At 64.9% G+C, this 23,455-nt stretch carries 25 protein-coding genes; 18 read left to right on the forward strand and 7 right to left on the reverse strand.

Annotated elements, in window-relative coordinates:
- Positions 1 to 69 precede the first annotated feature (69 nt).
- Complete coding sequence (locus EDD25_RS14620) at positions 70 to 792, reverse strand: sirohydrochlorin chelatase (RefSeq protein WP_134174267.1); 723 nt, start codon at positions 790 to 792, stop codon at positions 70 to 72.
- A 78-nt stretch (positions 793 to 870) separates the two neighbouring features.
- Between EDD25_RS14620 and ftsY the strand changes: the two genes are divergently transcribed.
- Both ftsY and EDD25_RS14630 read left to right on the forward strand, forming a co-directional pair.
- On the forward strand, positions 871 to 1,746 hold the full coding sequence (gene ftsY, locus EDD25_RS14625; RefSeq protein ID WP_134174269.1) for a signal recognition particle-docking protein FtsY: 876 nt from the start codon (positions 871 to 873) through the stop codon (positions 1,744 to 1,746).
- Positions 1,747 to 1,795: 49 nt separating this feature from the next.
- A complete protein-coding gene (locus tag EDD25_RS14630) occupies positions 1,796 to 2,299 on the forward strand; it encodes a DUF2004 domain-containing protein (RefSeq protein WP_134174271.1) in 504 nt (167 codons plus the stop codon).
- Positions 2,300 to 2,329: 30 nt separating this feature from the next.
- Here EDD25_RS14630 and EDD25_RS14635 read toward each other — a convergent pair whose 3' ends face one another.
- Together EDD25_RS14635 and EDD25_RS14640 are read right to left on the reverse strand one after the other, a co-directional pair.
- Entirely contained in the window at positions 2,330 to 3,817 is a 1,488-nt protein-coding gene (locus EDD25_RS14635; RefSeq protein ID WP_134174273.1) for an HNH endonuclease signature motif containing protein, read from the reverse strand.
- A gap of 352 nt (positions 3,818 to 4,169) precedes the next feature.
- Positions 4,170 to 4,481 (reverse strand): putative quinol monooxygenase, encoded by a 312-nt coding sequence (locus EDD25_RS14640; protein ID WP_134174275.1) that lies wholly within the window; start codon positions 4,479 to 4,481, stop codon positions 4,170 to 4,172.
- Between the two features lie 81 nt (positions 4,482 to 4,562).
- Between EDD25_RS14640 and ffh the strand changes: the two genes are divergently transcribed.
- Both ffh and EDD25_RS14650 read left to right on the forward strand, forming a co-directional pair.
- Positions 4,563 to 6,152 (forward strand): signal recognition particle protein, encoded by a 1,590-nt coding sequence (ffh, locus tag EDD25_RS14645; protein WP_134174277.1) that lies wholly within the window; start codon positions 4,563 to 4,565, stop codon positions 6,150 to 6,152.
- 187 nt (positions 6,153 to 6,339) lie between these two features.
- Entirely contained in the window at positions 6,340 to 7,131 is a 792-nt protein-coding gene (locus EDD25_RS14650; RefSeq protein WP_134174279.1) for an LLM class F420-dependent oxidoreductase, read from the forward strand.
- Between the two features lie 9 nt (positions 7,132 to 7,140).
- Here EDD25_RS14650 and EDD25_RS14655 read toward each other — a convergent pair whose 3' ends face one another.
- On the reverse strand, positions 7,141 to 8,277 hold the full coding sequence (locus EDD25_RS14655; protein ID WP_134174281.1) for a glutamate--cysteine ligase: 1,137 nt from the start codon (positions 8,275 to 8,277) through the stop codon (positions 7,141 to 7,143).
- Positions 8,278 to 8,480: 203 nt separating this feature from the next.
- Here EDD25_RS14655 and rpsP point away from each other — a divergent pair, with 203 nt between their 5' ends.
- Genes rpsP through rimM form a run of 3 tightly spaced genes read left to right on the forward strand, consistent with a single transcriptional unit; the run spans position 8,481 to position 9,808 of the window.
- Complete coding sequence (rpsP, locus tag EDD25_RS14660) at positions 8,481 to 8,900, forward strand: 30S ribosomal protein S16 (RefSeq protein WP_134174283.1); 420 nt, start codon at positions 8,481 to 8,483, stop codon at positions 8,898 to 8,900.
- A gap of 3 nt (positions 8,901 to 8,903) precedes the next feature.
- Entirely contained in the window at positions 8,904 to 9,140 is a 237-nt protein-coding gene (locus EDD25_RS14665) for an RNA-binding protein (RefSeq protein WP_134174285.1), read from the forward strand.
- 8 nt (positions 9,141 to 9,148) lie between these two features.
- Positions 9,149 to 9,808 carry a ribosome maturation factor RimM gene (rimM, locus tag EDD25_RS14670; RefSeq protein ID WP_134174287.1) on the forward strand — a complete coding sequence of 220 codons (660 nt, stop codon included), beginning with the start codon at positions 9,149 to 9,151 and terminating at the stop codon, positions 9,806 to 9,808.
- Positions 9,809 to 9,977: 169 nt separating this feature from the next.
- Here the strand turns inward: rimM and cobA are convergent, their stop codons facing one another.
- Complete coding sequence (gene cobA / locus EDD25_RS14675; RefSeq protein WP_134174289.1) at positions 9,978 to 10,772, reverse strand: uroporphyrinogen-III C-methyltransferase; 795 nt, start codon at positions 10,770 to 10,772, stop codon at positions 9,978 to 9,980.
- A gap of 274 nt (positions 10,773 to 11,046) precedes the next feature.
- Between cobA and EDD25_RS14680 the strand changes: the two genes are divergently transcribed.
- From EDD25_RS14680 to EDD25_RS14715, 8 genes are all read left to right on the forward strand, one after another.
- Entirely contained in the window at positions 11,047 to 13,062 is a 2,016-nt protein-coding gene (locus EDD25_RS14680) for a putative bifunctional diguanylate cyclase/phosphodiesterase (RefSeq protein WP_134174291.1), read from the forward strand.
- Between the two features lie 200 nt (positions 13,063 to 13,262).
- The gene (gene trmD / locus EDD25_RS14685) at positions 13,263 to 13,982 is read left to right on the forward strand and encodes a tRNA (guanosine(37)-N1)-methyltransferase TrmD (protein WP_134174293.1); all 720 of its coding nucleotides are present in this window, start codon (positions 13,263 to 13,265) and stop codon (positions 13,980 to 13,982) included.
- A 112-nt stretch (positions 13,983 to 14,094) separates the two neighbouring features.
- Entirely contained in the window at positions 14,095 to 14,643 is a 549-nt protein-coding gene (locus tag EDD25_RS14690) for an MFS transporter (RefSeq protein WP_134174295.1), read from the forward strand.
- Positions 14,644 to 14,841: 198 nt separating this feature from the next.
- The gene (gene rplS, locus EDD25_RS14695) at positions 14,842 to 15,183 is read left to right on the forward strand and encodes a 50S ribosomal protein L19 (RefSeq protein ID WP_134174297.1); all 342 of its coding nucleotides are present in this window, start codon (positions 14,842 to 14,844) and stop codon (positions 15,181 to 15,183) included.
- 81 nt (positions 15,184 to 15,264) lie between these two features.
- Positions 15,265 to 16,029, forward strand: coding sequence for a signal peptidase I (gene lepB / locus EDD25_RS14700; RefSeq protein ID WP_134174299.1), 765 nt, complete (start codon positions 15,265 to 15,267; stop codon positions 16,027 to 16,029).
- On the forward strand, positions 16,030 to 16,674 hold the full coding sequence (locus EDD25_RS14705) for a ribonuclease HII (RefSeq protein ID WP_134174301.1): 645 nt from the start codon (positions 16,030 to 16,032) through the stop codon (positions 16,672 to 16,674).
- A 12-nt stretch (positions 16,675 to 16,686) separates the two neighbouring features.
- Positions 16,687 to 17,010, forward strand: a complete 324-nt coding sequence (locus tag EDD25_RS14710) for a DUF2469 family protein (RefSeq protein WP_134174303.1) — start codon at positions 16,687 to 16,689, stop codon at positions 17,008 to 17,010.
- A gap of 74 nt (positions 17,011 to 17,084) precedes the next feature.
- Complete coding sequence (locus EDD25_RS14715) at positions 17,085 to 18,557, forward strand: glyceraldehyde-3-phosphate dehydrogenase (protein ID WP_134174304.1); 1,473 nt, start codon at positions 17,085 to 17,087, stop codon at positions 18,555 to 18,557.
- A gap of 49 nt (positions 18,558 to 18,606) precedes the next feature.
- Here EDD25_RS14715 and EDD25_RS14720 read toward each other — a convergent pair whose 3' ends face one another.
- The gene (locus tag EDD25_RS14720) at positions 18,607 to 19,047 is read right to left on the reverse strand and encodes a nitroreductase family deazaflavin-dependent oxidoreductase (protein ID WP_134174306.1); all 441 of its coding nucleotides are present in this window, start codon (positions 19,045 to 19,047) and stop codon (positions 18,607 to 18,609) included.
- Positions 19,048 to 19,115: 68 nt separating this feature from the next.
- Here EDD25_RS14720 and EDD25_RS14725 point away from each other — a divergent pair, with 68 nt between their 5' ends.
- The gene (locus tag EDD25_RS14725) at positions 19,116 to 20,249 is read left to right on the forward strand and encodes an alcohol dehydrogenase catalytic domain-containing protein (protein WP_241986410.1); all 1,134 of its coding nucleotides are present in this window, start codon (positions 19,116 to 19,118) and stop codon (positions 20,247 to 20,249) included.
- 69 nt (positions 20,250 to 20,318) lie between these two features.
- Positions 20,319 to 20,999 carry an SGNH/GDSL hydrolase family protein gene (locus tag EDD25_RS14730; protein WP_134174308.1) on the forward strand — a complete coding sequence of 227 codons (681 nt, stop codon included), beginning with the start codon at positions 20,319 to 20,321 and terminating at the stop codon, positions 20,997 to 20,999.
- 90 nt (positions 21,000 to 21,089) lie between these two features.
- On the opposite strand, the gene EDD25_RS14735 is transcribed toward EDD25_RS14730, so the two are convergent.
- A complete protein-coding gene (locus EDD25_RS14735; RefSeq protein ID WP_134174310.1) occupies positions 21,090 to 22,406 on the reverse strand; it encodes a YjiH family protein in 1,317 nt (438 codons plus the stop codon).
- A gap of 174 nt (positions 22,407 to 22,580) precedes the next feature.
- Here EDD25_RS14735 and EDD25_RS14740 point away from each other — a divergent pair, with 174 nt between their 5' ends.
- On the forward strand, positions 22,581 to 23,348 hold the full coding sequence (locus EDD25_RS14740; protein WP_241986409.1) for an IclR family transcriptional regulator: 768 nt from the start codon (positions 22,581 to 22,583) through the stop codon (positions 23,346 to 23,348).
- The last annotated feature ends 107 nt before the right edge of the window (positions 23,349 to 23,455 follow it).

Raw genomic sequence — 23,455 nt, forward strand, 5'->3', positions numbered from 1 at the left:
GCGGCGTCACACTCCGGCACGGGTCGTCGGTCTGGCGTACGCTCGCGTCACGAGATCAGCCCGAGAAACCTACCGTTGCGGGGCCAGGGCGTTCTGGTACCGGCTCGCGACCACGGCGACGAGCTGCTCCGGCGCCGGGCCGGAGAACGTCAGCAGCGGCCCTGTGACGGCATCCGCCCCTGCCACCTCGACGAGAGACTGAAAGTAGCCGGGAGCGAGCAGATAGCTGCTCACGACAATGCGACGACCCGGGTGCGCATCGCGTGCTGCGGCGACTGCGTCGGGCAGCCGCGGACTCGCCGCCGAGAGAAAGCCCACCGAAACCTCGCGGCCGAGCAGCGCGGCCAGCTGGGCGCGCACGACGTGGCAGTCAGCCACCGCTCGGGCATCACTCGAACCGGCCACGGCGAGCACGACAACGTCGTCGTTTGTGAGGCCGGCCTCGGTGAGGCGAAGCAGCAGGAGGTCGGTGAGGCGGGGATCCGGGCCGAGGGCGCCGGTGAGCACGACGTGCCGGTTGGTCTCGGCCTGCACGGCCTCGGTGAGGTCAACGTGCACGTGGTAGCCAGCCGACAGGAGGAGGGGAACAACGACGACGGGTCGGCCGCGTTCGACCGCGCCGAGGGTCGCGGCGGGGTCCGGCTGCTGCACGTCGACGTAGCCCAGTCGCACGTCGATGGCCGGGTGAGCTTTGGCGACGGCACGCATGAGCTCAACCGTGGCGGCCTGCCCCTCGGCCGACGACGTGCCGTGGGCGAAGCCGGCCAGCACAGGAGAATTCGAAGTGGTCACCCACCCAGTCTGGAGGGTGACCGGCCGGTTTCGGGTTGCCTCGGTAATGCGGCGCCTTGCGCGCCGTAGGCTAGAGGCATGGCAGCACGCACCCCTTGGTCACTTTCCGGCGCTCTGCGCGGCATGTTCGCGAAGAAAACGATCGATGCCGAGACCTGGGAAGACCTCGAAGACGCGCTGATCCAGGCCGATTTCGGCCCGGACGTCACCGAGGTGGTCGTGGCCGAGCTGCGCGCCAAGGTCGCCACGTACAACACGACCGACCCGAAAGATCTGCAGCGGATGCTCCGCGAAGGCATTGAGGAACGTCTCTCCCTTCTCGACTCCACGCTCACGCTCAGCGAGCGCCCTGCCGTGGTACTCGTCGTGGGCGTCAACGGCGTGGGCAAGACCACGACCATCGGCAAGTTCGCCAAATTTCTGAACACCTACGGGCGCACCGTTGTCGTGGGAGCAGCCGACACGTTCCGCGCTGGTGCCGTGGACCAGTTGGCGACCTGGGCGGAACGCGCGGGGGCGCAGATCGTGCGGCCGCAAGCCGTGGGCCAGGATCCGGCATCCGTTGCCTTCCAGACCGTCGAGAAGGCCAAGAACGAGGGGATCGAGATCGTCATCATCGATACCGCCGGTCGGCTGCACACCAAGGGTGGTCTCATGGACGAGCTCACAAAGATTCGCCGCGTGGTGGAGAAGCAGGCGCCGATCGCCGAGGTTCTGCTGGTACTCGACGCAACGACGGGCCAGAACGGGCTGGCGCAGGCCGAGGCTTTCATCCAGCACGCCGGCGTGACCGGACTCGTCCTCACGAAACTCGACGGTTCAGCTCGCGGCGGCTTCGTGCTCGCCGTGCAGGAGCGCACCGGGATCCCCATCAAACTCGTGGGGCAGGGTGAGGGCATCAACGACCTCACCGGGTTCACTCCTCACGTCTTTGCCCAGAAGCTCATCGGCTAGCACGATGGCACTGCCCCCGACCTTGAAGACAATCTAGAAAGCGGACGACATGACTATTGAGCACGATTTCTTCGGAATCCTCGGCAGCGACGACTCAGGCGAGGTGTACTGGTCGGAAACGGCCGAACTGGGTGATCAGGACATCGAGGTCGACCTGAGCTCGCCCAGCGAGGACGACGTGGCCGCCGAATCGCTCGACATCGCCGCCGCGATGATCAACAACATCGAGGACCTCGACTCCGCCGCGCGCGAGTCGCTCGTGGCTGAGCTGACCACGAAGGCCACGCCCACGTCCACCTACATTGACCAGCACGTCGACGAGATGGACCCGGAGGCCCTCGCCGACGCGATCATCTGGGATTCCGGCGACCAGCAGATCGACTTCCTGCGCTCGCTCCGCCTGCAACGGGTGGGCTTTCACCCGCACCACACCGGGTCAGAAGAGCATTTCGCCCTGCTGGAGTACTCCATCAGCCCCGATGACACTGACTCGCTGCTCATCGTGGCGATCGACATCAACGGCGACACGGTACAGATCGCGATCGAAAACTAGCCGAGTTGCTGCGTTGAGGGAGACCGACCCCTACTGTCTGGATCTGAGCCACGGCGGATCGGCACTCGGGGTGTTCGCCCGGTGGGTGGCGGCGGGTCGCCAGGTTCGGGTGGGGTCGAAGAGCACCGGGCCGCGCAGGTGGGGCCTCCCGTTGATCATCTGGATGTCCCACCCGGCGGTGTCGATGGTGTGGTGGTGGAACCAGCACAGCAGCACACCGTTTTCCACGTCGGTCAGTCCGTGGGATTGCCACGGGATCACGTGGTGTACTTCGCACCAGGCGGCGGCGATTTTGCAGCCGGGGATGATGCAGCCGCCGTCGCGGGCGGCGATCGCGCGGCGCTGGGCGGGGCTGAAGAATCGTTCCTTCGCTCCGAGGTGCAGTACGTGGCCGTCGTCGTCGCCGATGATGACCTGCTGGTAGCCGCCCGCGCACAGCCGCTGGTTTACGCTGCGGAGGCTGATCGGGGCGTCCACGCCGTCGATCCAGCCGACGCCGCGACCGTTCTTCAGGTCGCGGGCGTTCACGTGCACCATCACGACGGGGGCGGCGCCGCCCATGGTCGGGGTTTTCGGGTCTCGGGCGGTCTTTTCGAACACCGCCCGCAGAATGTCGGCGCATTTCTCGCCGCCGGTGCGGTCGTCGACGGCTTCTTCGGCGCCGGGGATGAGTTCCCCGGCCTCCAGGCGCGCCTGGTCCTCCGCCGACGGAAAAGCGGGTGCCGCGTGGGCTGACAGGAACGTGTTGAACACGCCGTTCATCACGCCGCGAAGGTCGGGCGTCACGCCGCCGCGCAGCGGATACAGCCCATCCCGCAGGAGCCCGAACCCGAACGTGCTCTTCGCGGCCGTCTTGTCGTCGCTCGGCGCGGCCCCATCGGGGTCGAGCATCGCCGCCCATTCGTGGGCCTGCGCCCGAATGAGGTCGGCACTGAACGCGATCCCCGCACCCGGGAGTCCTTCGGTCTCCGGGGTGATCGCCCCCGTCGCCGACGCCACCAGGGCGCGTTCGGCCCGGTCGAGGTCGTCCGGGGCGACCCGGGTCGAAATCTGTTCCAGTGCGGTCACGATCACGTCGGCGGCGTCGATGCCGAGTTCCCCGGCGGCCAGACTGTCGGCGACGGCGGGGTGCCGCACCGGCATGACTTGCCCGACCAGTCCGCTGGTCGCGGACGAGACCCCGGTGATGGTGCCGCCGAGGCGCATCCGCCGTTTCGCTTCGCTGCTGGAGATACGCGTCACCCCGGTGATCAGTTCGAACTTGCCGCGGCATCCGTTCTTCCACGCGAGCGAGTCATGCCCGAGGCCGGAGTCGGCGCGAAAAGCCACGTTGGCGGCGGAGCTGATCCGGCCACCATCCACCCGACGCCCCACGGCCTCCAACGCGCCCATCACGCTGAGTGCGTCGTCATCATCGAGGAGGCTGAACTGCACTCCGGCGAGGGCGGCCGTGACGAGTTCGCCGGCCTGCAGTAGCAGGGCGACCATCTCAGCTCCGGACTTCACCGTCGTGAACATACCCCCATTTTAGCGCAAATCGAACGTAAACGCGAGGGTTACTCACATAATTCTTTAGAGACTCTCGTAACTATTTTCCCCGACCGGATCTCCTCAACTGAGCCCGCCAGAGCCCCCATGGGCGCGCCTGACGACGCTTGCCCAGCCCCACGCAGCCCGCCTCGTGGCCAATCGCCCGCCCTGAGAATGGCGCCTCGCGAGCTGGCGACTCCGCCCGAAGGCGGCGCGGGCAATCGCGGCCGCCCCGCCAACAAAGGTTGCCCCTGCGGACAACTGTTGCCCGCGTACGAGGCGCAGATGTCCGATTCGGCCGCCTTTACGTGGACCGGGGCCAGTCGGGCTGCGGCATCCGCTACTGGATGGTGCCCTTGGATGACACGCCGGTGGGCACGTTCGCCATGATCGATACCTCGGGCGCCCCGGTGAGCGCATCACCCATCAGCCGGTTGAGTTCGGCCATGGCGTCCCCCGTGGAGTGGGCGGCCAGATCGTCGGCTGTCGCCCAGCGTTCCACCATGACGAGCTTGCTCTGGTCGGTGTGCAGCGCATAGAGCTCGCACCCGGCCTCTTCGTGCACGAGGGGAGCGGCGCCCGCAAAGGCGTCGAGGGCGTCCTGCACGCGGCCAGGGTTCGGAAGAAGAGTGGCAATGACGATGATTGACATGAAGTCTCCTGACTTTGGTCTGAACAGACAGCATGCCACGCTGATTCGGGAGCCTCCCTCATCCCGTAAACTGAATCAATCATGGCTACTTTTGGAAACCTCTCAGATCGCCTGGCCGAGACGTTCAAGAATCTCCGCACCAAGGGCAAGCTCAGTGCAGCGGATGTTGACGGCACGGTTCGTGAAATTCGGCGCGCGTTGCTCGACGCCGACGTTGCCCTCGAGGTCGTTAAAGACTTCACCGGCCGGGTGCGCGAGCGCGCACTCGGCGATGAGGTCAGCAAGGCGCTCAACCCCGCCCAGCAAGTCGTGCAGATCGTCAACGACGAACTCGTCACGATTCTCGGTGGCCACCAGCGCCGCCTCGAGTTTGCGAAGAAGCCGCCGACCATCATCATGCTCGCCGGGCTGCAGGGCGCGGGTAAGACCACCCTCGCGGGCAAGCTGGCCAAGTGGCTCGCCAAAGACGGTCACACCCCGGTTCTCGTCGCCGCCGACCTCCAGCGCCCCAACGCCGTCACCCAGCTCGAAGTTGTGGCCAAGCAGGCCGGAGTTGCCGTGTACGCGCCCCAGCCCGGAAACGGCGTGGGCGACCCGGTCAAGGTCGCTCGCGACGGCGTGAAGTTCGCCGAGCAGAAACTGCACGACGTCGTCATCATTGACACCGCGGGACGCCTCGGCGTCGACGCCGACATGATGAAGCAGGCCGCCGACATCCGCCGGGCGACGAACCCCGACGAGGTTCTGTTCGTCATCGACGCGATGATCGGCCAGGACGCCGTAGCCACGGCGAAGGCGTTCCAGGAGGGCGTGGACTTCACCGGCGTCGTGCTCACGAAGCTCGACGGCGACGCACGCGGTGGCGCGGCCCTTTCGGTCGCTTCCCTCACCGGACGCCCCATTATGTTCGCGTCCACCGGCGAGGGTCTCGACGACTTCGAGCCCTTCCACCCCGACCGCATGGCCGGTCGAATCCTCGACCTCGGTGACATCCTCACCCTCATTGAGCAGGCGCAGGGCGCCTTCGACGAGGATGAGGCCCGCAAGGTCGCCGAGAAGTTCGCGACCGACTCGTTCACCCTCGACGACTTCCTCGGCCAGATGCAGCAGCTGCGCAACATGGGCTCGATCAAGAAGATGATGAGCATGCTTCCCGGCGCGGGCGCCATGAAGCAACAGCTCGACAACTTCGACGAGCGCGAGATCGTGCGCACCGAGGCCATCATCCAGTCGATGACCAAAATGGAGCGCACCACTCCCAAGCTCCTCAACGGCTCCCGCCGTATGCGTATCGCGAAGGGTTCGGGATCAACGGTCACCGAGGTCAACCAGCTCGTTCAGCGCTTCGAGCAGGCAGCGAAGATGATGAAGACGGTGGCCAAGGGCGGAACACCCAACATCCCCGGCATGGGCCCGATCCCCGGCGCTGGCTACGGCGGCAAGCCGAAGGTTCAGCAGAAGAAGAAGGGCTCGAAGTCGGGCAACCCGGCCAAGCGCGCGGCAGAGAACGCCGCCATTGCCGCGGGCGAGAAGCCGGCCAACGAGACCTCGACGGCCGGGGGCTCTGGGTTTGGCCTCGGCGGCGGCAGCGCCGCGCAGCCGGGCAAGGGAAAAGTCGGCGGGCCGAGCGAAGAGGAAATGACCGCCCTGCAGAAGATGCTCGGGCGCTAAACTCGGGCGAAACCAGCTTTGCCAGAGCAGGGAGGCCAGCTCATGCCCGCGCGACATTCACCGTGATCGATGCTGTGCTTTCAGTCCGGGGAGGGGTCGGCACCTTTCCGCTGGGGCCGAGCGCTCTCATCGGATGCAGCGGTGAACCATCACCCCAACCATTGCACCCACAAGTTCAGGCGGAGTCATGACCTCGACAACCACGCGTCCCGTGCGCCTCGGCGTGCAGATCGCTCCCCAGCACGCCACCTATTCGAAGATTCGCGAAACGGTGGAAACCGTCGAAGGCCTCGGCGTTGACGTGGCCTTCAACTGGGATCACTTCTTTCCGTTGAGCGGAGACCCGGACGGCCTGCACTTCGAGTCCTGGACCATCCTCGCCGCGTGGGCCGAGCAGACCTCGACCATCGAATTTGGCGCGCTCGTCAACTGCAACAGCTACCGCAACGCCGACCTGCAGGCGGACATGGCGCGCACGATCGACCACATCAGCGGCGGCCGGTTCATTTTCGGCACCGGGGCCGGCTGGTTCGAGCGTGACTACGACGAGTACGGCTACGAGTTCGGCACCCCGGGCACCCGTCTCAACGCCCTCGACGACAGCCTTAATCGCATCGAAGCTCGCTGGGCGAAGATCAACCCGGCGCCCACTCGCCAGATTCCCGTGCTCATTGGTGGCGGCGGCGAGAAGAAAACCCTGCGCATCGTCGCCCAGCACGCGAACATCTGGCATTCCTTCGCCGACCCGACCGTGCTTGAGCACAAGCTCGGGGTGCTCGGTGAGTGGTGCGAGAAGGTCGGCCGGGACATGTCAGAGATCGAGATCTCCACCGAGCTGCGCGGCCGCACCCTCGCGCAGGCCGAGGAGCTCTACGACCTCGGTGCGCGGTTGTTCACGATCGGGGTCTCCGGCCCGGGCTATGACCTGGCGCACGCCGTGGACTGGCTCGCCTGGCGCGACTCCAAAAACGCGGGCTGAGTAGCCCCGTTACGCGCCGAGCCCGTTCTGCAGCTCGTGGCTGAGGGCGGCCACGACGGCCGGGAGGCTGCCGCCGGCATCCGTTGCCACGCGCAGCTGGCGCTGGTAGCTCCCGCCGCCCTCGATGATGAGGGTGAGCGCACGAAGCTCGTCGAGGCAGCCCAGGCGCTCGGCGGTGGGGGAGAGAACCTCGATGAGGCGACGCACGTCGTCGGTCACGAGGCGTTCGGTACCCGCAGCGTCGAGAATGATCTCGGCCTCGAGGCCGTAGCGCGCGGCGCGCCACTTGTTCTCGCGCACGAACCAGGGCTGCATCGTGGGCACCGTCTCCCCGGCATCCAGCCGGGTCGACATCCATTCAACGAGGCACTGGATGAAAGCCGCGATTGCACCGAGTTCCTGCGTCGTGGAGACACCGTCGCAGACGCGGACCTCGATCGTGCCCCACCGCGCTGCGGGGCGAATGTCCCAGCGAACCTCGGTGACGTCGTCGATGATCCCCGTGGCGGTCATGTCGCCCACGTAGCGCTCCCAGGCCTCCCAATCCGTCAAGTCCCACGGCAGCCCGGCCGTCGGCAGCTGTTGGAACATCAGGGCACGGTTCGACGCGTACCCGGTGTCGATACCCGCCCAGTAGGGGCTGGAGGCTGACAGCGCCTGCAGGTGCGGAATGTACGTGAGCATGCCGTTCAGAATGGGAATGACCTTGTTCTTGTCTTCGATGCCCACATGCACATGAATGCCCCAGATCATCATGTTGCGCCCCCACCACTGGGTGCGGTCAATGAGGCGGTGGTAGCGCGGCTTGTCGGTGATCGTCTGTTCATACCATTGCCCGAACGGATGCGAACCACTGCAGATGGGATCAACGCCGAGCGGCGCGACAACCGCGCGTACCTCGTCGACCTGGCCCGCGACATCCGCTACAGCCTCGGCCACCGTCTCATGCACGCCGGATACGACCTCGACGGTATTGAGGAGCAGCTCGCCCGTGATGGTGGGGTGCAGGGAACCATCGGGGGAGCGGAGCGCGACGAGCACCTCTTCGGCAATTGAGGCGAGTTCACCGGTGTCCCGGTCAACGAGCGCGATCTCCCATTCGATGCCGACCGTCGACCGGGCCGACCGGGCGAATTCCAATGTCACGTGCACTCCTTCAAGCGGCTGAGGAACAACCCGTCGGCTGACGATTATCACAATGGGGGGAATGTCTGGCAGAATGATCAGTTGAGATCACTATGCCCCGCCCTCTATCCCGGTGTAGGAAGATCCCCTAGAAGCTTATGCCGAGTGTGCCCCCACGCTCACGGCCTCAGGTTCGCCAAACATCGAAATAACACTGGAGAATTGTGGCTGTCAAAATCCGTCTGAAGCGCATGGGTAAAATCCGTGCACCGTACTACCGCATCGTCGTTGCCGACTCGCGCACCAAGCGCGACGGTCGTGTCATCGAAGAGATCGGCGTTTACCACCCCACGCAGGAGCCCTCCGTCATCGAGGTCAAGTCCGAGCGTGCACAGTACTGGCTGAGCGTCGGTGCACAGCCGACCGAGCAGGTTGCGGCCTTGCTCAAGCTCACCGGCGACTGGGGCATCTTCAAGGGCGACAAGAACGCCAAGAGCACCGTCAAGTTCAAGGAGCCGAAGGCTGCTTTCGTCGCTGACGAGAAGAAGAAGCCCGTCCTGAAGCCCAAGGCCGATAAGCCTGCCGTCAAGGCCGAAGAGTCCACCGAGGCTGCCGCAGAGGCAACCGACGAGACCAAGGCGTAAATCTTGCTCGCTCCCGCACTTGAGCACCTCGTCAAGGGGATCGTAGATCACCCGGACGATGTGCACGTTGCTGAGAAGAACTCGCCCCGTGGTGAGGTTCTTGAGGTTCGTGTGAACCCCGAGGACCTCGGCCGTGTCATCGGCCGTGCGGGTCGCACGGCCAAGGCGCTGCGCACCCTCGTGGCTGCTCTGGCCGAAGGTCGGCGTGTTCGTGTTGACGTCGTCGACACCGATTCCTAGGGTCTCCCATGAATTCGGTCGACGACGGCACGCCAGCACGCAACCAGCTTCGGGTGGGACGACTCACGAAGGCTCACGGGCTTAAGGGAGCGATCAAGCTTGAACTGTTCACGGACGACCCGGGACGACGTTTCGTCCCGGGTGCCGTGTTCACCCTCCAGGTGCCCACCGGTACGCCGTGGCATGGAAAAACCCTTGAACTTGTCGAACTTCGCTGGTACAACCAGCATGCCGTCGGCTTCTTCAAGGATGTTCCGGACCGCACCACCGCGGAGACCCTCGCCAAGGCGATTCTCTGGATCGAATCCGACGCGGCAGAGCAGTCCGACGAAGAAGATGCCTGGTATGACCACCAGCTCATCGGCCTCGCCGTCATGCGTGACGGGGTGAAGATCGGCACGATCTCCCGCCTCGAGCACATGCCGGCGCAGGACCTCCTCATCGTCAAGACGCCCGCCGGCGACGTGATGATCCCCTTCGTGAAGGCGATTGTTCCCGCTGTCGACGTGAAGGCCGGAACGGTCACCATCACTCCGCCCCCGGGACTGCTCGAAGAGCTTCCCGAGCAGGCGGACGACGCCGCAGATGACCAGGCTGGTTCAGAAGTGGATGCCGCGGCATCCGTTGATGAAACCGGCTCTGACACACCCGAGGCCGAGAAGGCCTGACCGGCACTGATTTTTCACTGATCGCCCATCCCCACTGGGGGTGGGCGATTTGTGCGTTTCCGGCCGGGGCAGCGCTACACGTTGAGTCGGTAGCGGCGGGACACGATGGCTTCCCGCCGCACGGGTACCGCCACGTGCCGGGGGACCGGACTCGATGGTTCGGTGGGCATCAGGACGTAGCCTGGAACTGGGCCGCCTGGCTGATCAGGTCTTCGGCGCTCTCATCGCCGGTGAACGCGAGCCGCACGACGTCACCGACCACGAGCACAGCGGGGGAGGAGACGCTGGCCTGGGCAGCGGCGCCGAGAACGGTAGCGAGGGTGGCGATGGTGGTGCGCTGGGTGTCGCTGAAGCCGCGTTCAATGATGGCCACCGGCAGGTCCGAGGCCATTCCGTGCCGCAACAGGCCCTGGGTGAGAGTGGGCAGAGTGCCCACGCCCATCAGTACGACAATGGTGCTGCCGAGCAGAACAAGACCCTCCAGTTCCCTCTCGGTCAGGGGAGCGTGGCCGGAGATGACCGTGAACGCATGGCTGAGACCGCGGTGGGTCAGGGGAATGCCGGCGGCGGCGGGAACGGAGATCGCACTCGTCACTCCGGAGACCACCGAGACCGGGATGCCCCGCGCATGGCAGGCGAGCACTTCTTCACTACCGCGCCCGAACACGTAGGGGTCGCCGCCCTTGAGTCGAACGACCCGGGAACCGGTGAGCGCGTGGGAGACGATGAGGTCCTCAATATCGCACTGGGAGACGGCGTGGTTGCCCGGGAGCTTTCCCACGTCGATGAGGAGGGCGTTCGGCGCGAGCGTCGTCAGGTGCGCGGTCGGGCCGAGCCGGTCGTACAGCACAACATCGGCTTCGAGCAGCGCGTTCGCGCCGGCAACGGTGAGCAGCCCGGGGGCTCCCGGACCGCCGCCGACGAGGGTGACCGCTCCGGTCTTCCCTGAAGGGTGGACTGTCATTTTCTACTCTCCTCGCACCGGAATACGACTTCCGCTGAGAATGACCGTACGTGAATCGGCCCGCTCCGCTGTGGTTGCAGGACGCATTTGGTCACGTTCGCCCACGAGGGCCAGGCCCGGGTTGTCGGCGCAGGCGTACGTCACCGGACCTGTCCGTGTCTGTTGGGTTCCTTGCACAGCGTGACGGTTGCGAACCCTCTGACATGTTGATGGGCCGCGCGCATGTAGGCTAATCGTCGCGATATGTGTTCGTTCGATCTCACTGAAGGAAACCATGACCCTGCGAACGAACGGAAACGTAGATGATGGCCTGGCCTCAGTGCTCGTGGCTGCCCGGGGGGCGACCGCTGATATCGCGCTGATAACCGACTCAACACAAGCCGTCATGTATGTTTCTGCTTCTTTTACCGCCATGACCGGGTATGAGCAGGCTGAGTTGATGGGCCGGAACTGTCGCGTCCTGCAGGGACCGGGCACCGATTCCAGCACGAGACGCATCATGCGGGAAGTCCTCGCTTCGGGGGAGGTCTTTGAAGGAGAAATACTCAATTACCGTAAGAACGGTTCCGCGTTCTGGACAGCGCTGAAGATCATCCCGATGCGGGTGGGCGCCAGCACCGCGATCACCCACTTTGTGAGTATCCAACGCGATATCAGCAACCACGTGGCCTTGCTGAAGCAGCTGCAGAACCAGGCGCTTCACGACTCCGTGACGGGTCTGCCGAACCGGACGGCGGCCGAACGGGCTGTGGAGGAGGTCGTGAAACGCGCTCCTGACCGTGAAGTGACGGCGGCAGTTGGATTGATTGATCTGGATGATTTCCGTCTCGTCAACAACACCTTGGGTCATGCGGCGGGTGATGCAGTGTTGCAGCAGTGGGCGGCTCGCGTGCTCTCACGCCTGCGTGAAGGCGATGTTCTGGCCCGGATGGGCGGGGACGAATTCATCCTGATCCTCAAAAACATCACGCGTAGCACCGCAAACGAGGACCTGCCCGGAATGCTCCACCGGGTGCATGAGGCGGTGAAGGCGCCCTTCACTGTTGACGGCCAGCAGGTTCGCATCGGAATGAGCCTGGGGATCGCACTGGTTCCCGAGGACGGCACCGATAGCCGGTCCATTCTTCGCAGCGCCGATGAGGCGCTCTATACGGCCAAGGAACGCCGAAACCATCGGAGGACCTGGTGGGAGACCGCGGAACACGCCAGCATTCACTCACAGGACAACGGAAACAGCGGTACCACCAATGGACGCTCCGGCACGGGACCAGAAGCGAATCCGGAGGATTATCCAGGCGCTCTCACGAGTGGAAATATCCTTGTTCACTTCCAGCCCGTGGTGGATCTTCGCGAGGGGACCGTGCACCTGTTCGAGGCCCTGGCGCGCCTGACACTCCCCGGAGGACGCGTCGCGTACCCCGATGAGTTCCTGCCCCACCTCGGGACTGACGATCTGCGCGTCTTGTTCGTCGGCGTCCTCGATCGGGCGTTGGAAATCCTGGCGGCGTGGGATCGAGAGGGTACCCGTCACGACGTGTCAGTGAACCTGCCACCAGCAATCCTGCTCGATGGGTCGATACCGGCACTCGTCGACAAGCTGCTCCACGCCCATGACATCCAGCCGGGCCGCCTGGGATTGGAGCTGCTGGAATCGCAGGTCATAAGCCTCGACGCGCAGCGGACAGCTTTGCGGGAGCTCGTCGCCTTGGGAGTAAACCTTGCCATGGATGATCTCGGATCCGGCTACAGCAGCCTGCAAAGGCTCTCATCGTTTCCGTTCAGCGCCATCAAACTCGATCGCGGATTGCTCTTTCACGTCCAGGACAGGCCCCTGGAAACGCTCAGCGTCCTGGCAACCCTCATCCAATTAGGCCGGGACCTGGGCATGAATGTCGTTATCGAAGGGCTGGAGAACGAAAGCCTGACCGAAGCCGCTACCGTCCTCGGGGCACCGCTGGGCCAGGGGTATTACTTTGCCAAACCAATGCCACCCGAAGACTGCCTGCGGTGGTCTGATTCCTTCACCCTCCACTCAGACGTGTCTCTGATAGAGACACCGCTCGGCGCTTTGGCTTATCACTTGAAGTTCGCCCGACTAGCCGCACCGCACCCACTGGAACTCGACCGCTGCCCTCTCACCCGATTCCTCCACGAAGCCAACGCCTCCGCCGAGGTGGAAGCATGGCACGCACAACAACACGAAGCACCGGGGATACACCCCGGCTCCAGCAAATTCCTCATCGACTGGCTCACCCCACACATCCGCGAACACAGCCCACAGGAATCCTGACAGCAGGTTCCGTCCCTCCCCACCTGACGCTCGCGCCAGTCGCCCCGCCGCCGCGACCGCCAGCCTTGATGGGCATGGGAGACACCGATCAGCGATCTGCTCAGCGAGGGCGATCCGTGTATCTCTGTTTATGGGTCCGAGAGACCGTGGCCTCGCGTGACGCGGCCGCACTGCCGTCGTCCAAATATTAGAATCTGACTATGCGCATTGATATCGTCACCATTTTTCCTGAATTCTTCGATGTGCTCGACCTGTCGCTGCTCGGCAAGGCCCGCCAGTCCGGTCTGATCGAACTGGGCGTGCACAACCTGCGCGACCACACGCACGACCGGCACCGCACCGTCGATGACACCCCCTACGGCGGGGGCGCCGGAATGGTCATGAAGCCCGAGCCCTGGGGGGACGCACTCGACTCCATCCTCGGCGACGCGCCCGCCGCCGACGAGGGCCCCACGATCATTTTTCCGTCGCCCGCCGGCGAGCAGTTCACCCAGGCCACCGCGAGGGAGCTCGCCGAGGAATCCCATCTCGTCTTCGGATGCGGGCGCTACGAGGGCATCGACCAGCGCGTCGTCGACCACTACGCCACCCGCGGACGCGTGCGCCTGATCAGCCTCGGTGACTATGTGCTCAACGGGGGAGAGGTCGCCGTGATGGCGATGATCGAGGCCGTGGGCCGGCTCATTCCCGGTGTGGTCGGAAACCCGCAGAGCCTCGTGGAGGAATCACACGAGGACGGCCTGCTGGAATACCCGAGTTATACGAAACCGAACGAGTGGCGAGGACTGTCGGTTCCCCCGGTTCTGCTGAGCGGCAACCACGCCGCTATCGCAGCCTGGCGCCACGAGCAGCAGCTTGAGCGCACGAGGCTCGTTCGTCCCGACCTGCTGGCCGAGCCGGTGGAGAGTCCCGCTCCGTAGCTTGCTCCCAGTCCCAGTCCCAGTGCCAGTGCCAGGGTCGGGGTCGGCGCGGCCCGGTTTGCCCACAGCGAACGCCGGGCAATCACTCAGCGCGCGCGGATAGTCTGTAGGCGTGTTTATACGCCGCACCTTCTTCCGTTGGCAGTTTCCTGCCGTTATTGTCCTGCCGCTATGGCTCCTGATCGGCTCGTCGATCTTCGGAACGGGCGGCTGGGCGGTACTCGGGATCTTCTTCGGCGCCGTGCTGCTCGGCCTCGGAATGCTCATCGTGAGCCTGTTCCTCTTCGCCCGCCGCGAGGTGCGCGAGGAGCGCGCCCTGTCGTGGATCGACGTCGGCGTGCTTGCCGTCTGGCACGCCCTGATCATCGCACTCGGGCTTGCCTCTGATCCCTCCGGCTGGTTGTCCGTGCTCGTCATCGTTGTCGGGATCGGCGCGTTCTGGTACGCCGTGTGGGCGCTGTTCAGTGCCGCCCGCAAGCGCGTGCGGGCCATGCTGGATCTCATTGAGCAGACTGCGGCCGGCACCGCTCCCGCCAGCCCCCTGGCATCACCGCCGATGCGGCCGAGAACGGAACACGGCGCATCCACGCCGCCTCCATCCGGCCGCGCGAACGATCCAGAGGTCATCGTGATCAAGGAAACGCCGCACGACGCTCCGTAGGTCGGCGCCAACACGCCCGGGATTTTTTGCAGCACGACCCGGAATGTGACAGAATAGGCGATTGTGCCGCGGCAAGCCTCTGCCACAGGGGAGCTGCTTCTAATCGGCACACACTTACCTATATCGGTTGCCGGAATCGCCAAAGCGTTCCGGCACGAACCGTGTTCGACCTGTGGCGGATACAGAGAGCGAAAAACTATGCATATTCTCGACTTCGTGGATGCACCGTCCCTCAAGAAGGACATCCCCGCGTTCCGTGCCGGCGACACCGTCAAGGTTCACGTAAACATCATTGAAGGTACCCGCTCTCGTATCCAGGTCTTCCAGGGCATCGTCATCGGCCGTTCCGGTGAAGGCGTCCGCGAGACCTTCTGCGTACGTAAGGTCAGCTTCCAGATCGGCGTCGAGCGCACCTTCCCGGTGCACTCGCCGATCATCGACCACATCGAGGTCGTCACCCGCGGAGATGTTCGCCGCGCGAAGCTGTACTTCCTCCGCGACCTGCGCGGCAAGAAGGCCAAGATCAAGGAAAAGCGCTAGTCATTACCGATTAGCCCCGGTTCACCGGATTCTCCCCTGAGCTCCCGATCACGTAAACTGATCGGGAGCTCAGGCGGTTTAATGACAGAAGAAGCGGTACCTACGCGAAGGATTCGCCTGGGATCACACTCGCGTGCACGCTCCGGTCCAAAGACCAAGAAGCAAAGTGTCTTACTGTTCGTCCGCGACCTCATCATTATTTTTATTGTCGCCCTCCTCATCTCCTTCCTGATCAAGACGTTTTTGGTTAGGTCGTTCTACATTCCCTCCGGGTCGATGGAAAACACGCTCCAGGTCTATGACCGGATCCTTGTGAATCAGCTCGAGCCCCGGTTCATGCCCATCAAACGCGGCGACGTCATGGTCTTCCGTGACCCGGGCGGTTGGCTCTCGCCGCAGGAGGTCGTTCAGCAGAACCCCCTCGTCGCGAGCGCGGACTGGCTCATGGCCGCGGTCGGACTATCCGCTCCCGACAGTAACGATCACCTGATCAAACGTGTCATCGGACTGCCGGGTGATCACGTGGTCTGCTGCAACGCCCTCGGCCAGATGAGTGTTAACGGCGTGCCCCTCTCCGAGCCGTATGTGCTGCTGCCGCAGGGAGCGACCATGGTGTCCCAGGACGACTTCGACGTGGTGATCCCCGCGAATTCCCTCTGGATGATGGGGGACAACCGCTACAACTCGAAGGACTCCCGGTACAACGGGGAGACCCCTGGTAAGGGTTTTGTCCCGATCGACCACGTGGTCGGTCGCGCCCTCGTTATCAGCTGGCCCCTCGCCAGATGGTCCTGGCTCGACGACTACCCCGACGTCTTCCGCAGCGTGAAAGACGGGGCGCAGTAGGTGGCCGTGTCCGACCCCAACCTTGACGTGGAACTGGCCATGCTGGCAGACGGAGCGAGGTTCGTTATCGGCTGTGACGAGGTGGGCCGCGGCGCATTGGCCGGGCCCGTTGGTGTTGGATTCGTCGCGATCGATGCGAGCGTCACCCCCATTCCGGCCGGTTTACGCGACTCCAAAATGCTCAGCGAGCCCAAACGCGAGTTGCTCGCGCCGCTCGCAGCGGCCTGGGCGCTGCACTCGGCGGTGGGCCTCGCCTCGGCGCAGGAGGTCGACGAGCTCGGCATCATTGCGTGCCTCGGTCTGGCAGGCAAGCGTGCCCTGGCCCAGCTGCACGCCTCCGGGGTCGACATAACCGGCAGCGTCGTGCTCCTCGACGGCAGTGATGACTGGCTCAACAAGGCGCTCAAGACCCCGCTGACCGTCGTGACCCGCATCAAGGCCGACCGGGACTGCGGCTCGGTCGCCGCAGCATCCGTTATCGCCAAGGTGCACAGGGACCGCCTGATGATCGCGGCGGATGCTGTTTCTCCCGGATACGGGTGGTTGGGCAACAAGGGGTACGGTAGCGCCGAGCACATGAGAGCCATTGCTCGGCTGGGAGCCACCGAGCTGCACCGCAAATCGTGGTTGAAGATCTCGAAGTAGGATTGTTTCACCATGGAAGAAGACGAATTTGAGGACTACGACCGCGAGGTCGAGCTGGCCCTGTACCGTGAATATCGAGACGTGGTTGGCCAGTTCCAATATGTCGTTGAGACGGAACGGCGCTTCTACCTGGCCAATGACGTCGAATTGGTGCGCCGTGACACGGAGCACGATTTCTACTTTGAGCTGAACATGAAGGACGTGTGGGTGTGGGACGTGTACCGCTCCGATCGCTTCGTGAAATCAGTGCGTGTGCTCACATTCAAAGATGTCAACGTGGAAGAACTTGCGTCGAAGGAGTTTGAGCTGCCCAAGGAATTGGCGCTCGACGAGTAACGACGCGCAAAATTTGAGTCACCGACGCGGCCCGCCGCGCGGTGAAAACCAACGAGGGTTTAGGAAAACAGCCTGTGAATCAGTCAACAGATCGTGCCCGTCAAATGTGGATCGGTCGGGAGGCGATCGCCGAGGCGATGATTCCCCTCATCGGCCGCCTGTATCGCGACAACAATGTCGTGACGAGCGTGTTCGGTCGCGGCCTTGTGAACAAGTCGGTCATCGGTCTGCTCAAGGCTCACCGCTTCGCCCGCCACATAGCGGATGTCGAGCTTCCGCTCGAAGAGACGCTTCCGGTCCTGGAGACCCTGCTGCGTCTCAACCTCGGTGCAGCCTCGATCGACCTGGCCCGTCTCGCGATTGCGTACCGGAAAGACGCCGAGGAACTCTCGCTGGAGGAGTTCCTGCGCGCCGAGCTCGCCGGCATCGTCGACCAGCACGGCCTGGACGAACGCACCAGCACCGACGTTGTGCTCTACGGCTTCGGCCGCATCGGGCGTCTGCTCGCCCGGATCCTGATTGAGCACGCCGGCGGCGGCCAGGGCCTGCGCCTGCGCGCCATCGTCGTGCGCAAAGGCTCGGAGAACGACATCATCAAGCGCGCGAGCCTGCTGCGACGCGACTCCGTGCACGGTCCCTTCGAGGGAACCATCACCGTCGACGAGCGCAACAACACGATCCTCGCCAACGGAACGCTGATCCAGGTGATCTACTCGAGCGACCCGTCCACCGTGGATTACGAGTCCTACGGCATCCACAACGCGGTCGTCGTGGACAACACGGGTCGCTGGCGCGACGCGGACGGCCTGTCCCAGCACCTCAAATGCCCCGGCGTCGCGCGGGTGCTGCTGACCGCTCCGGGCAAGGGCGCGCTGAAGAACATCGTGCACGGCATCAACCACGCCACGATCACCGACGACGACACGATCGTCACCGCGGCATCCTGCACCACGAACGCCATCGCCCCCGTGCTCAAGGCCATCAACGACCGCTTCGGCATCGTGGACGGTCACGTCGAAACCGTGCACTCGTTCACCAACGACCAGAACCTCATCGACAACTTCCACTCGGGGGATCGTCGCGGACGCTCGGCCGCCCTCAACATGGTGATCAGCGAAACGGGCGCGGCCAAGGCCGTTGCCAAGGCCCTGCCCGAGCTCGTCGGAAAACTCACCGGCAACGCCATCCGGGTGCCGACGCCCGACGTGTCCATGGCGATCCTGAACCTCAACCTGGAAACAGGCACCGACAAGGACGAGGTCAACACCTACCTGCGCACCATGTCGCTGCACTCCGACCTGCACAAGCAGATCGACTACATCGACTCACCCGAGGTGGTCTCCAGCGACTTCCTCGGATCGCGCCGCGCCGGGATCGTCGACGGTCTCGCGACCATCGCCAACGGCACCAAGGTGATCCTCTACGTCTGGTACGACAACGAATTCGGCTACAGCTGCCAGGTCATCCGCGTGCTCGAAGAAATGGCCGGCGTGCTGGCCCCGGCCTTCCCGAGCGCCATGGTCGACGAGCTCGAAGCGGTTCTCTAACTCCGGAGGCACCGTCACCCCGGCGGCGCTGAGCCAGGGCGGCCCCGGGTCAGCGCGGCTCGCAGATGACGACGGGGATGTCCCTGCTCGTCTTCTGCTGGTACGCGCCATACCCGGAGTACTCGGCGACGATGCGGGGCCACAGCTCCGCCTTCTCCGCCGGGGTAGCCGTGCGCGCCCGCATCGGGAGGGTCGCGCCCCGCACGGTGAGCTCGACATCGGGCTGGTCCAGCAGATTGAGGTACCAGTTCGGATGCCGGTCGTCACCACCCTTGGACGCGACGAGAACATAACGCCCGTCGCCGTGCACCGGCGCGGTCAGCATCGTGGAGCGTCGCTGACCGCTCGACCGGCCCGTGGTGTGCAGTTCGACGGCCGGCATCGGACCGATCGTCCAACCCCAGCGACCGCCGGACAGGAAGAGAATCGTGCGGTGCACACCGTTCATCGCTTGCATGCTCAGGTCCGTGACGGTGTGGCGAATGCTCATGCCCCGATCGTACGTGAGCCGCCTGCTGCCCGGCCGCGAGCGCCGGCTCAGACCGCTACGTTGGAACCATGACGACAGCAACGATGCTCAGCTCGATCCTCCGCGATCCCGGTTCGGACGCGCCGTACGCCGACAGCGCACCGCTCACCCTGGAAACCATTCCGGTACCCGAGCCACGCCGCGGCGAGCTGCTGGTGAAGATCGAACGCGCCAGCCTCTGCCACTCCGACCTGTCGGTGATCAATGGCTCCCGCATCCGCCCGCTGCCGATGGCACTCGGACACGAGGCCGCCGGAACCGTGAGCGCGGTCGGTGCGGATGTCGATGATGTGCGCATCGGCGACCATGTCGTGCTCGTGTTCGTGCCGAGCTGCGGGGACTGCCGTGCCTGTCTCGCCGGCCGCCCGGCGCTCTGCCACCGCGGCGCCGAGGTGAACAACACCGGGGACCTGCTGCACGGCGACGCCGTGTTGCGGTCGGAGGCGGGGGAGCGGGTGAACCACCACCTCGGGGTCTCCGCCTTCTCCCAGTACGCCGTCGTCGCACGCGAATCGGCCGTCGTGATCGCCGCCGACGTGCCGTTCGACGTGGCCGCCATGTTCGGCTGCGCGGCACTGACCGGCATCGGCGCCGTGCTCAACACCGGGCAGCTCGTGGCCGGCCAGTCTGTGATCGTCTTCGGGCTCGGCGCCGTCGGACTGATGGCCGTCATGGCCGCCGCCCAGGTGGCGGGCACGACCGTGATCGCCATCGACCCGCTCCCCGAGAAGCAGGCCCTCGCGCTGCGGTGTGGCGCGACGGCCGTCGGCGCGCCCGACCAGGCGGCCGCCCTCGTCACCGAGCACGCCGGCGACGGTGTCGACCTCGCGATCGAGGCCGTCGGCAACTCCCGCGTGATGGAGGCGTGCCTCGGTCTGCTGACCCGCGGCGGCGCGCTCGTCTCGGTGGGGTTGCCTCACCCCGACCAGACGATCACGACCTCGGCCCTGCAATTCGCGGGCACCGGCCGACGCCTGCTCGGCTGCTACATGGGTGATTCGGTACCCGACCGGGACATTCCGCGCTACCTCGACATGTGGCGGGCGGGAACGCTGCCGGTGGAGCTGCTGCACACCGACACGCGCCCCCTCAGCGAGCTCAATGAGAGCCTCGACGCTCTCGCCGAGGGCCGGGTCGTGCGCCGCCTCTTCACCCTGGACTGAGAGAGGCCGGAGAGGGCACTGGATGGCTGCCGCACCAATCGCTACCGCGCCGGGCGACGAACCCCTGACATGACCACTCACCGCTTTTTGCCTTCCCGGCTCATCGCAAGTGTCGTCGGCGCGGCGGTGGTCGCGGTGATGGCCGCGTGCGCGCCCACGCCCATTCCGGCGGTGCAGGCCTTCCCCGACGGGCCGACGGTCGCGTTCTACGGTGACTCCTACACCCGAGGGACGGGGGCCTCCGACCCCTCGAAACGCTGGTCGAGCCTGATCTCGACCGAACGCGGCTGGAACGAGGTGAACCCGAGCGCCAACGGCCTGGGCTTCATCAACAAGCGGTCAGGCGCGCCCGGGACCGGCCTCGTGCAGCAGGTGATCGACGCGAAACCGGACATCGTCATGGTGACGATGGGACTCAACGACAACTTTTCCATGCCGGGCAAGGCCGACGCGATCGAGGCGGCCATCACAACCGACCTCAGCACGCTCGCGACGGCCCTGCCCGAGGCGCGCATCGTCGTGGTGGAACCGTTCTGGTACACCGACGAACGGCCGAGTTCGGTAGCCACGATCATCAGCTGGGTGAGGGATGCGGCCGCGGGCATTGACGCCGATTACATCGAGGATGCCTCCCACTGGATCGAAGGGCACCCCGAATGGATGGCCGGTGACGGCCTGCATCCCAACGACGCCGGCTACGCGGCCATGGCCACGCGGATGGACGCCGAGCTGAGCGCCCTCGGGTTGTAGGGGCGCCCGAACTCAGGCTTCGGCGGCGGATCCGCGGGCCACTACATGCGCGCGCCCCCGCATACACCCACGCGTGCCGCACGCCACGCGTCAGAACAGCAAGAACGCGATCGGAGTCACAATGATCAGTGTCAGCACGACGCGCTGGAACCAGACCACGACGAGTTTCCACACCGGGATCGGGATGTCCGTTGCCATGATGCAGGGCACCAGCGCCGAGAAGAAGATGATTCCCGAGACCGACACAACACCGATAACGAACTTCACGATCGGCACCGACCCGGCCACGAGCAGCGCCGGCAGGAACATCTCGGCCACGCCCACTGCACTGGCCTTGGCCACGAGCATCGGCTCGGGCAGCTGCAGCGCCCAAGTGAAGGGATAAAACACGTAGCCGAGCCAGTCGAACACAGGCGTGTAGGTGGCGAGCACGAGCCCGAGCAGCCCGATAGAGAGGATGGAGGGCAGGATCGCCATCGCCATCAGAAGACCGTCGCGCACGTTCCGCCACACATTGACGCCGAGCGAGGGCGCCGCCGCGACCGTCTCCTGAGCATGCGCCCAGGCCACCGACAGCCGTTTGCCGGTGATGATCTCCTCGGGTTGCGCAGTCGCATCCGGGTGGTAAGTGTCGGGGATGCTGTTCAGGGGCCAGATGCGCACCGTGATCGCCGTGACCAGGAAGGTCACGAGGAACGTCACCCAGAAGTACGCCGTCCACTGGCCCATCAGGTTGAGGGTTTTGGCCACAATGACCATGAAGGTGGCCGAGACTGTGGAGAATCCGGTGGCGATGATCGCCGACTCCTTGGCGGTGTACTTGCCGTCTTTGTAGGCCCGGTTAGTGATGAGCAGCCCGAGTGAGTAGCTGCCCACGAACGAGGCGACCGCGTCGATGGCCGAGCGCCCCGGGGTCTTCCAAATCGGGCGCATCACCCGCTGCACAAGCACTCCGATGAATTCCAGCAGGCCGTAGCTCACCATCAGCGCCAGGAACACGGCGCCGATCGGCACGAGCAGCCCGACCGGAATCACCAGCTTCTCAAAGAGGAACGGGCCCATGCCCGGTTCGAACAGCCAGGCGGGGCCGACCCGGAAGACCATCATGACGCCCACTACCAGGCCCAGGACCTTGAACAACGAGAACACCACACCGACGACGGACCGCTTCCAGTTCCCGGTCACGAAGGGGTACACGGCGCCGGCCACAATGATCGCGAGTGCGTAATACGGCAGCGCCGGGCCGATACTCGCTTGCAGGAACGTGACGATGTGGTCGAGCATGATCGTGCTCTTGCCGCCGATGGTCAACGGAACGAAGAACATAAACGCCCCGATACCGCTGTAGACGAACAGCTTCCACATCCCGCGGGTTCGGGTTCTCGGGGCCTCGGTGGTCACTGTCATCGTCGTCTCCTGACGCCTTCGTCGGTAGGGGACGGTTGCCGCCCAGCATTTTCTGCCTACATCCATGGAACCGTGAACCTGGATCAGGGACAATACACGAGCGGCGGATAGAGTCTCAGATATGAGATTCTGCCCGGAAAGCACGACACCCTGAGTGACACCACGGACAGTTCATTGCGCCCCCTGCGCATCCTGAGCTATCTGGCCACCCAGGCGAACCCGGTCCCCGCCGCGCAGATCGCCCGGGCCATCGGCACGCCGCGCTCCTCGACGTTCCGTCTCTTGCGAGGGATGCAAACGCTCGGCTATGTCACCCACCTGCCCGAGCTGAAGACCTACGCTCTGGGCATTGCGGCGCTGGAAATCGGCCAGGCGTTCGGCATCCACGTGCCGCTGGCCCGATTCGGACGGCCCGTGCTCGAGCGCCTGGTCGCCACCGTCGGCGAGTCCGCGCACCTAGCGGTGCTACACGGCCACGAGACGCTGTACATTCACGAGCAGACGGCGCGTTCCCGCGCCCCTCTCGTCACCGCCAAGGACGTTCGCCTCCCCACACACCTCACGGCCTCTGGAAGAATGATCCTCGCTGACCTCGGGCACGACCAGTTGCAGGCCCTGTTTCCGCCCAACTACGCCTTCATTCAACGCACCGGAAAAGGACCGCGCACGCACGCCGAGTTCCTGCACCAGCTCGACGTGGTGCGCCGACAGGGTTTCGCCCGCGAGTTCGGCGAGGTGACGGATGGTCTCACGTCTTTCGCCAAGCCGGTGCGGGACCGCAGCGGCCGTGTCGTGGCGGCCATCGCCGTCACCCACGCATACAGTATCCAGGCGGCCGTCACTCCGTCAGGCCCGGCGCAGGTGCCTCTGCAGGAGTCGATCCTCAAGGCGCTCGAGCATGCCGCCCGCGAGCTGAGTCGCCGGCTCGGCTGGAACCCGTAGCGAGGAACGAGCCCAAGGCGGTCGGCGCGCAATCCGCACTCCTTCGGGTCCGCAAATTCGCGAATGCACGGTCCCGGTACCGGCGGACCAAATGGTCCTCCCCAGCC

This window comes from Cryobacterium psychrophilum (genome assembly GCF_004365915.1).
GTDB lineage: Bacteria > Actinomycetota > Actinomycetes > Actinomycetales > Microbacteriaceae > Cryobacterium > Cryobacterium psychrophilum.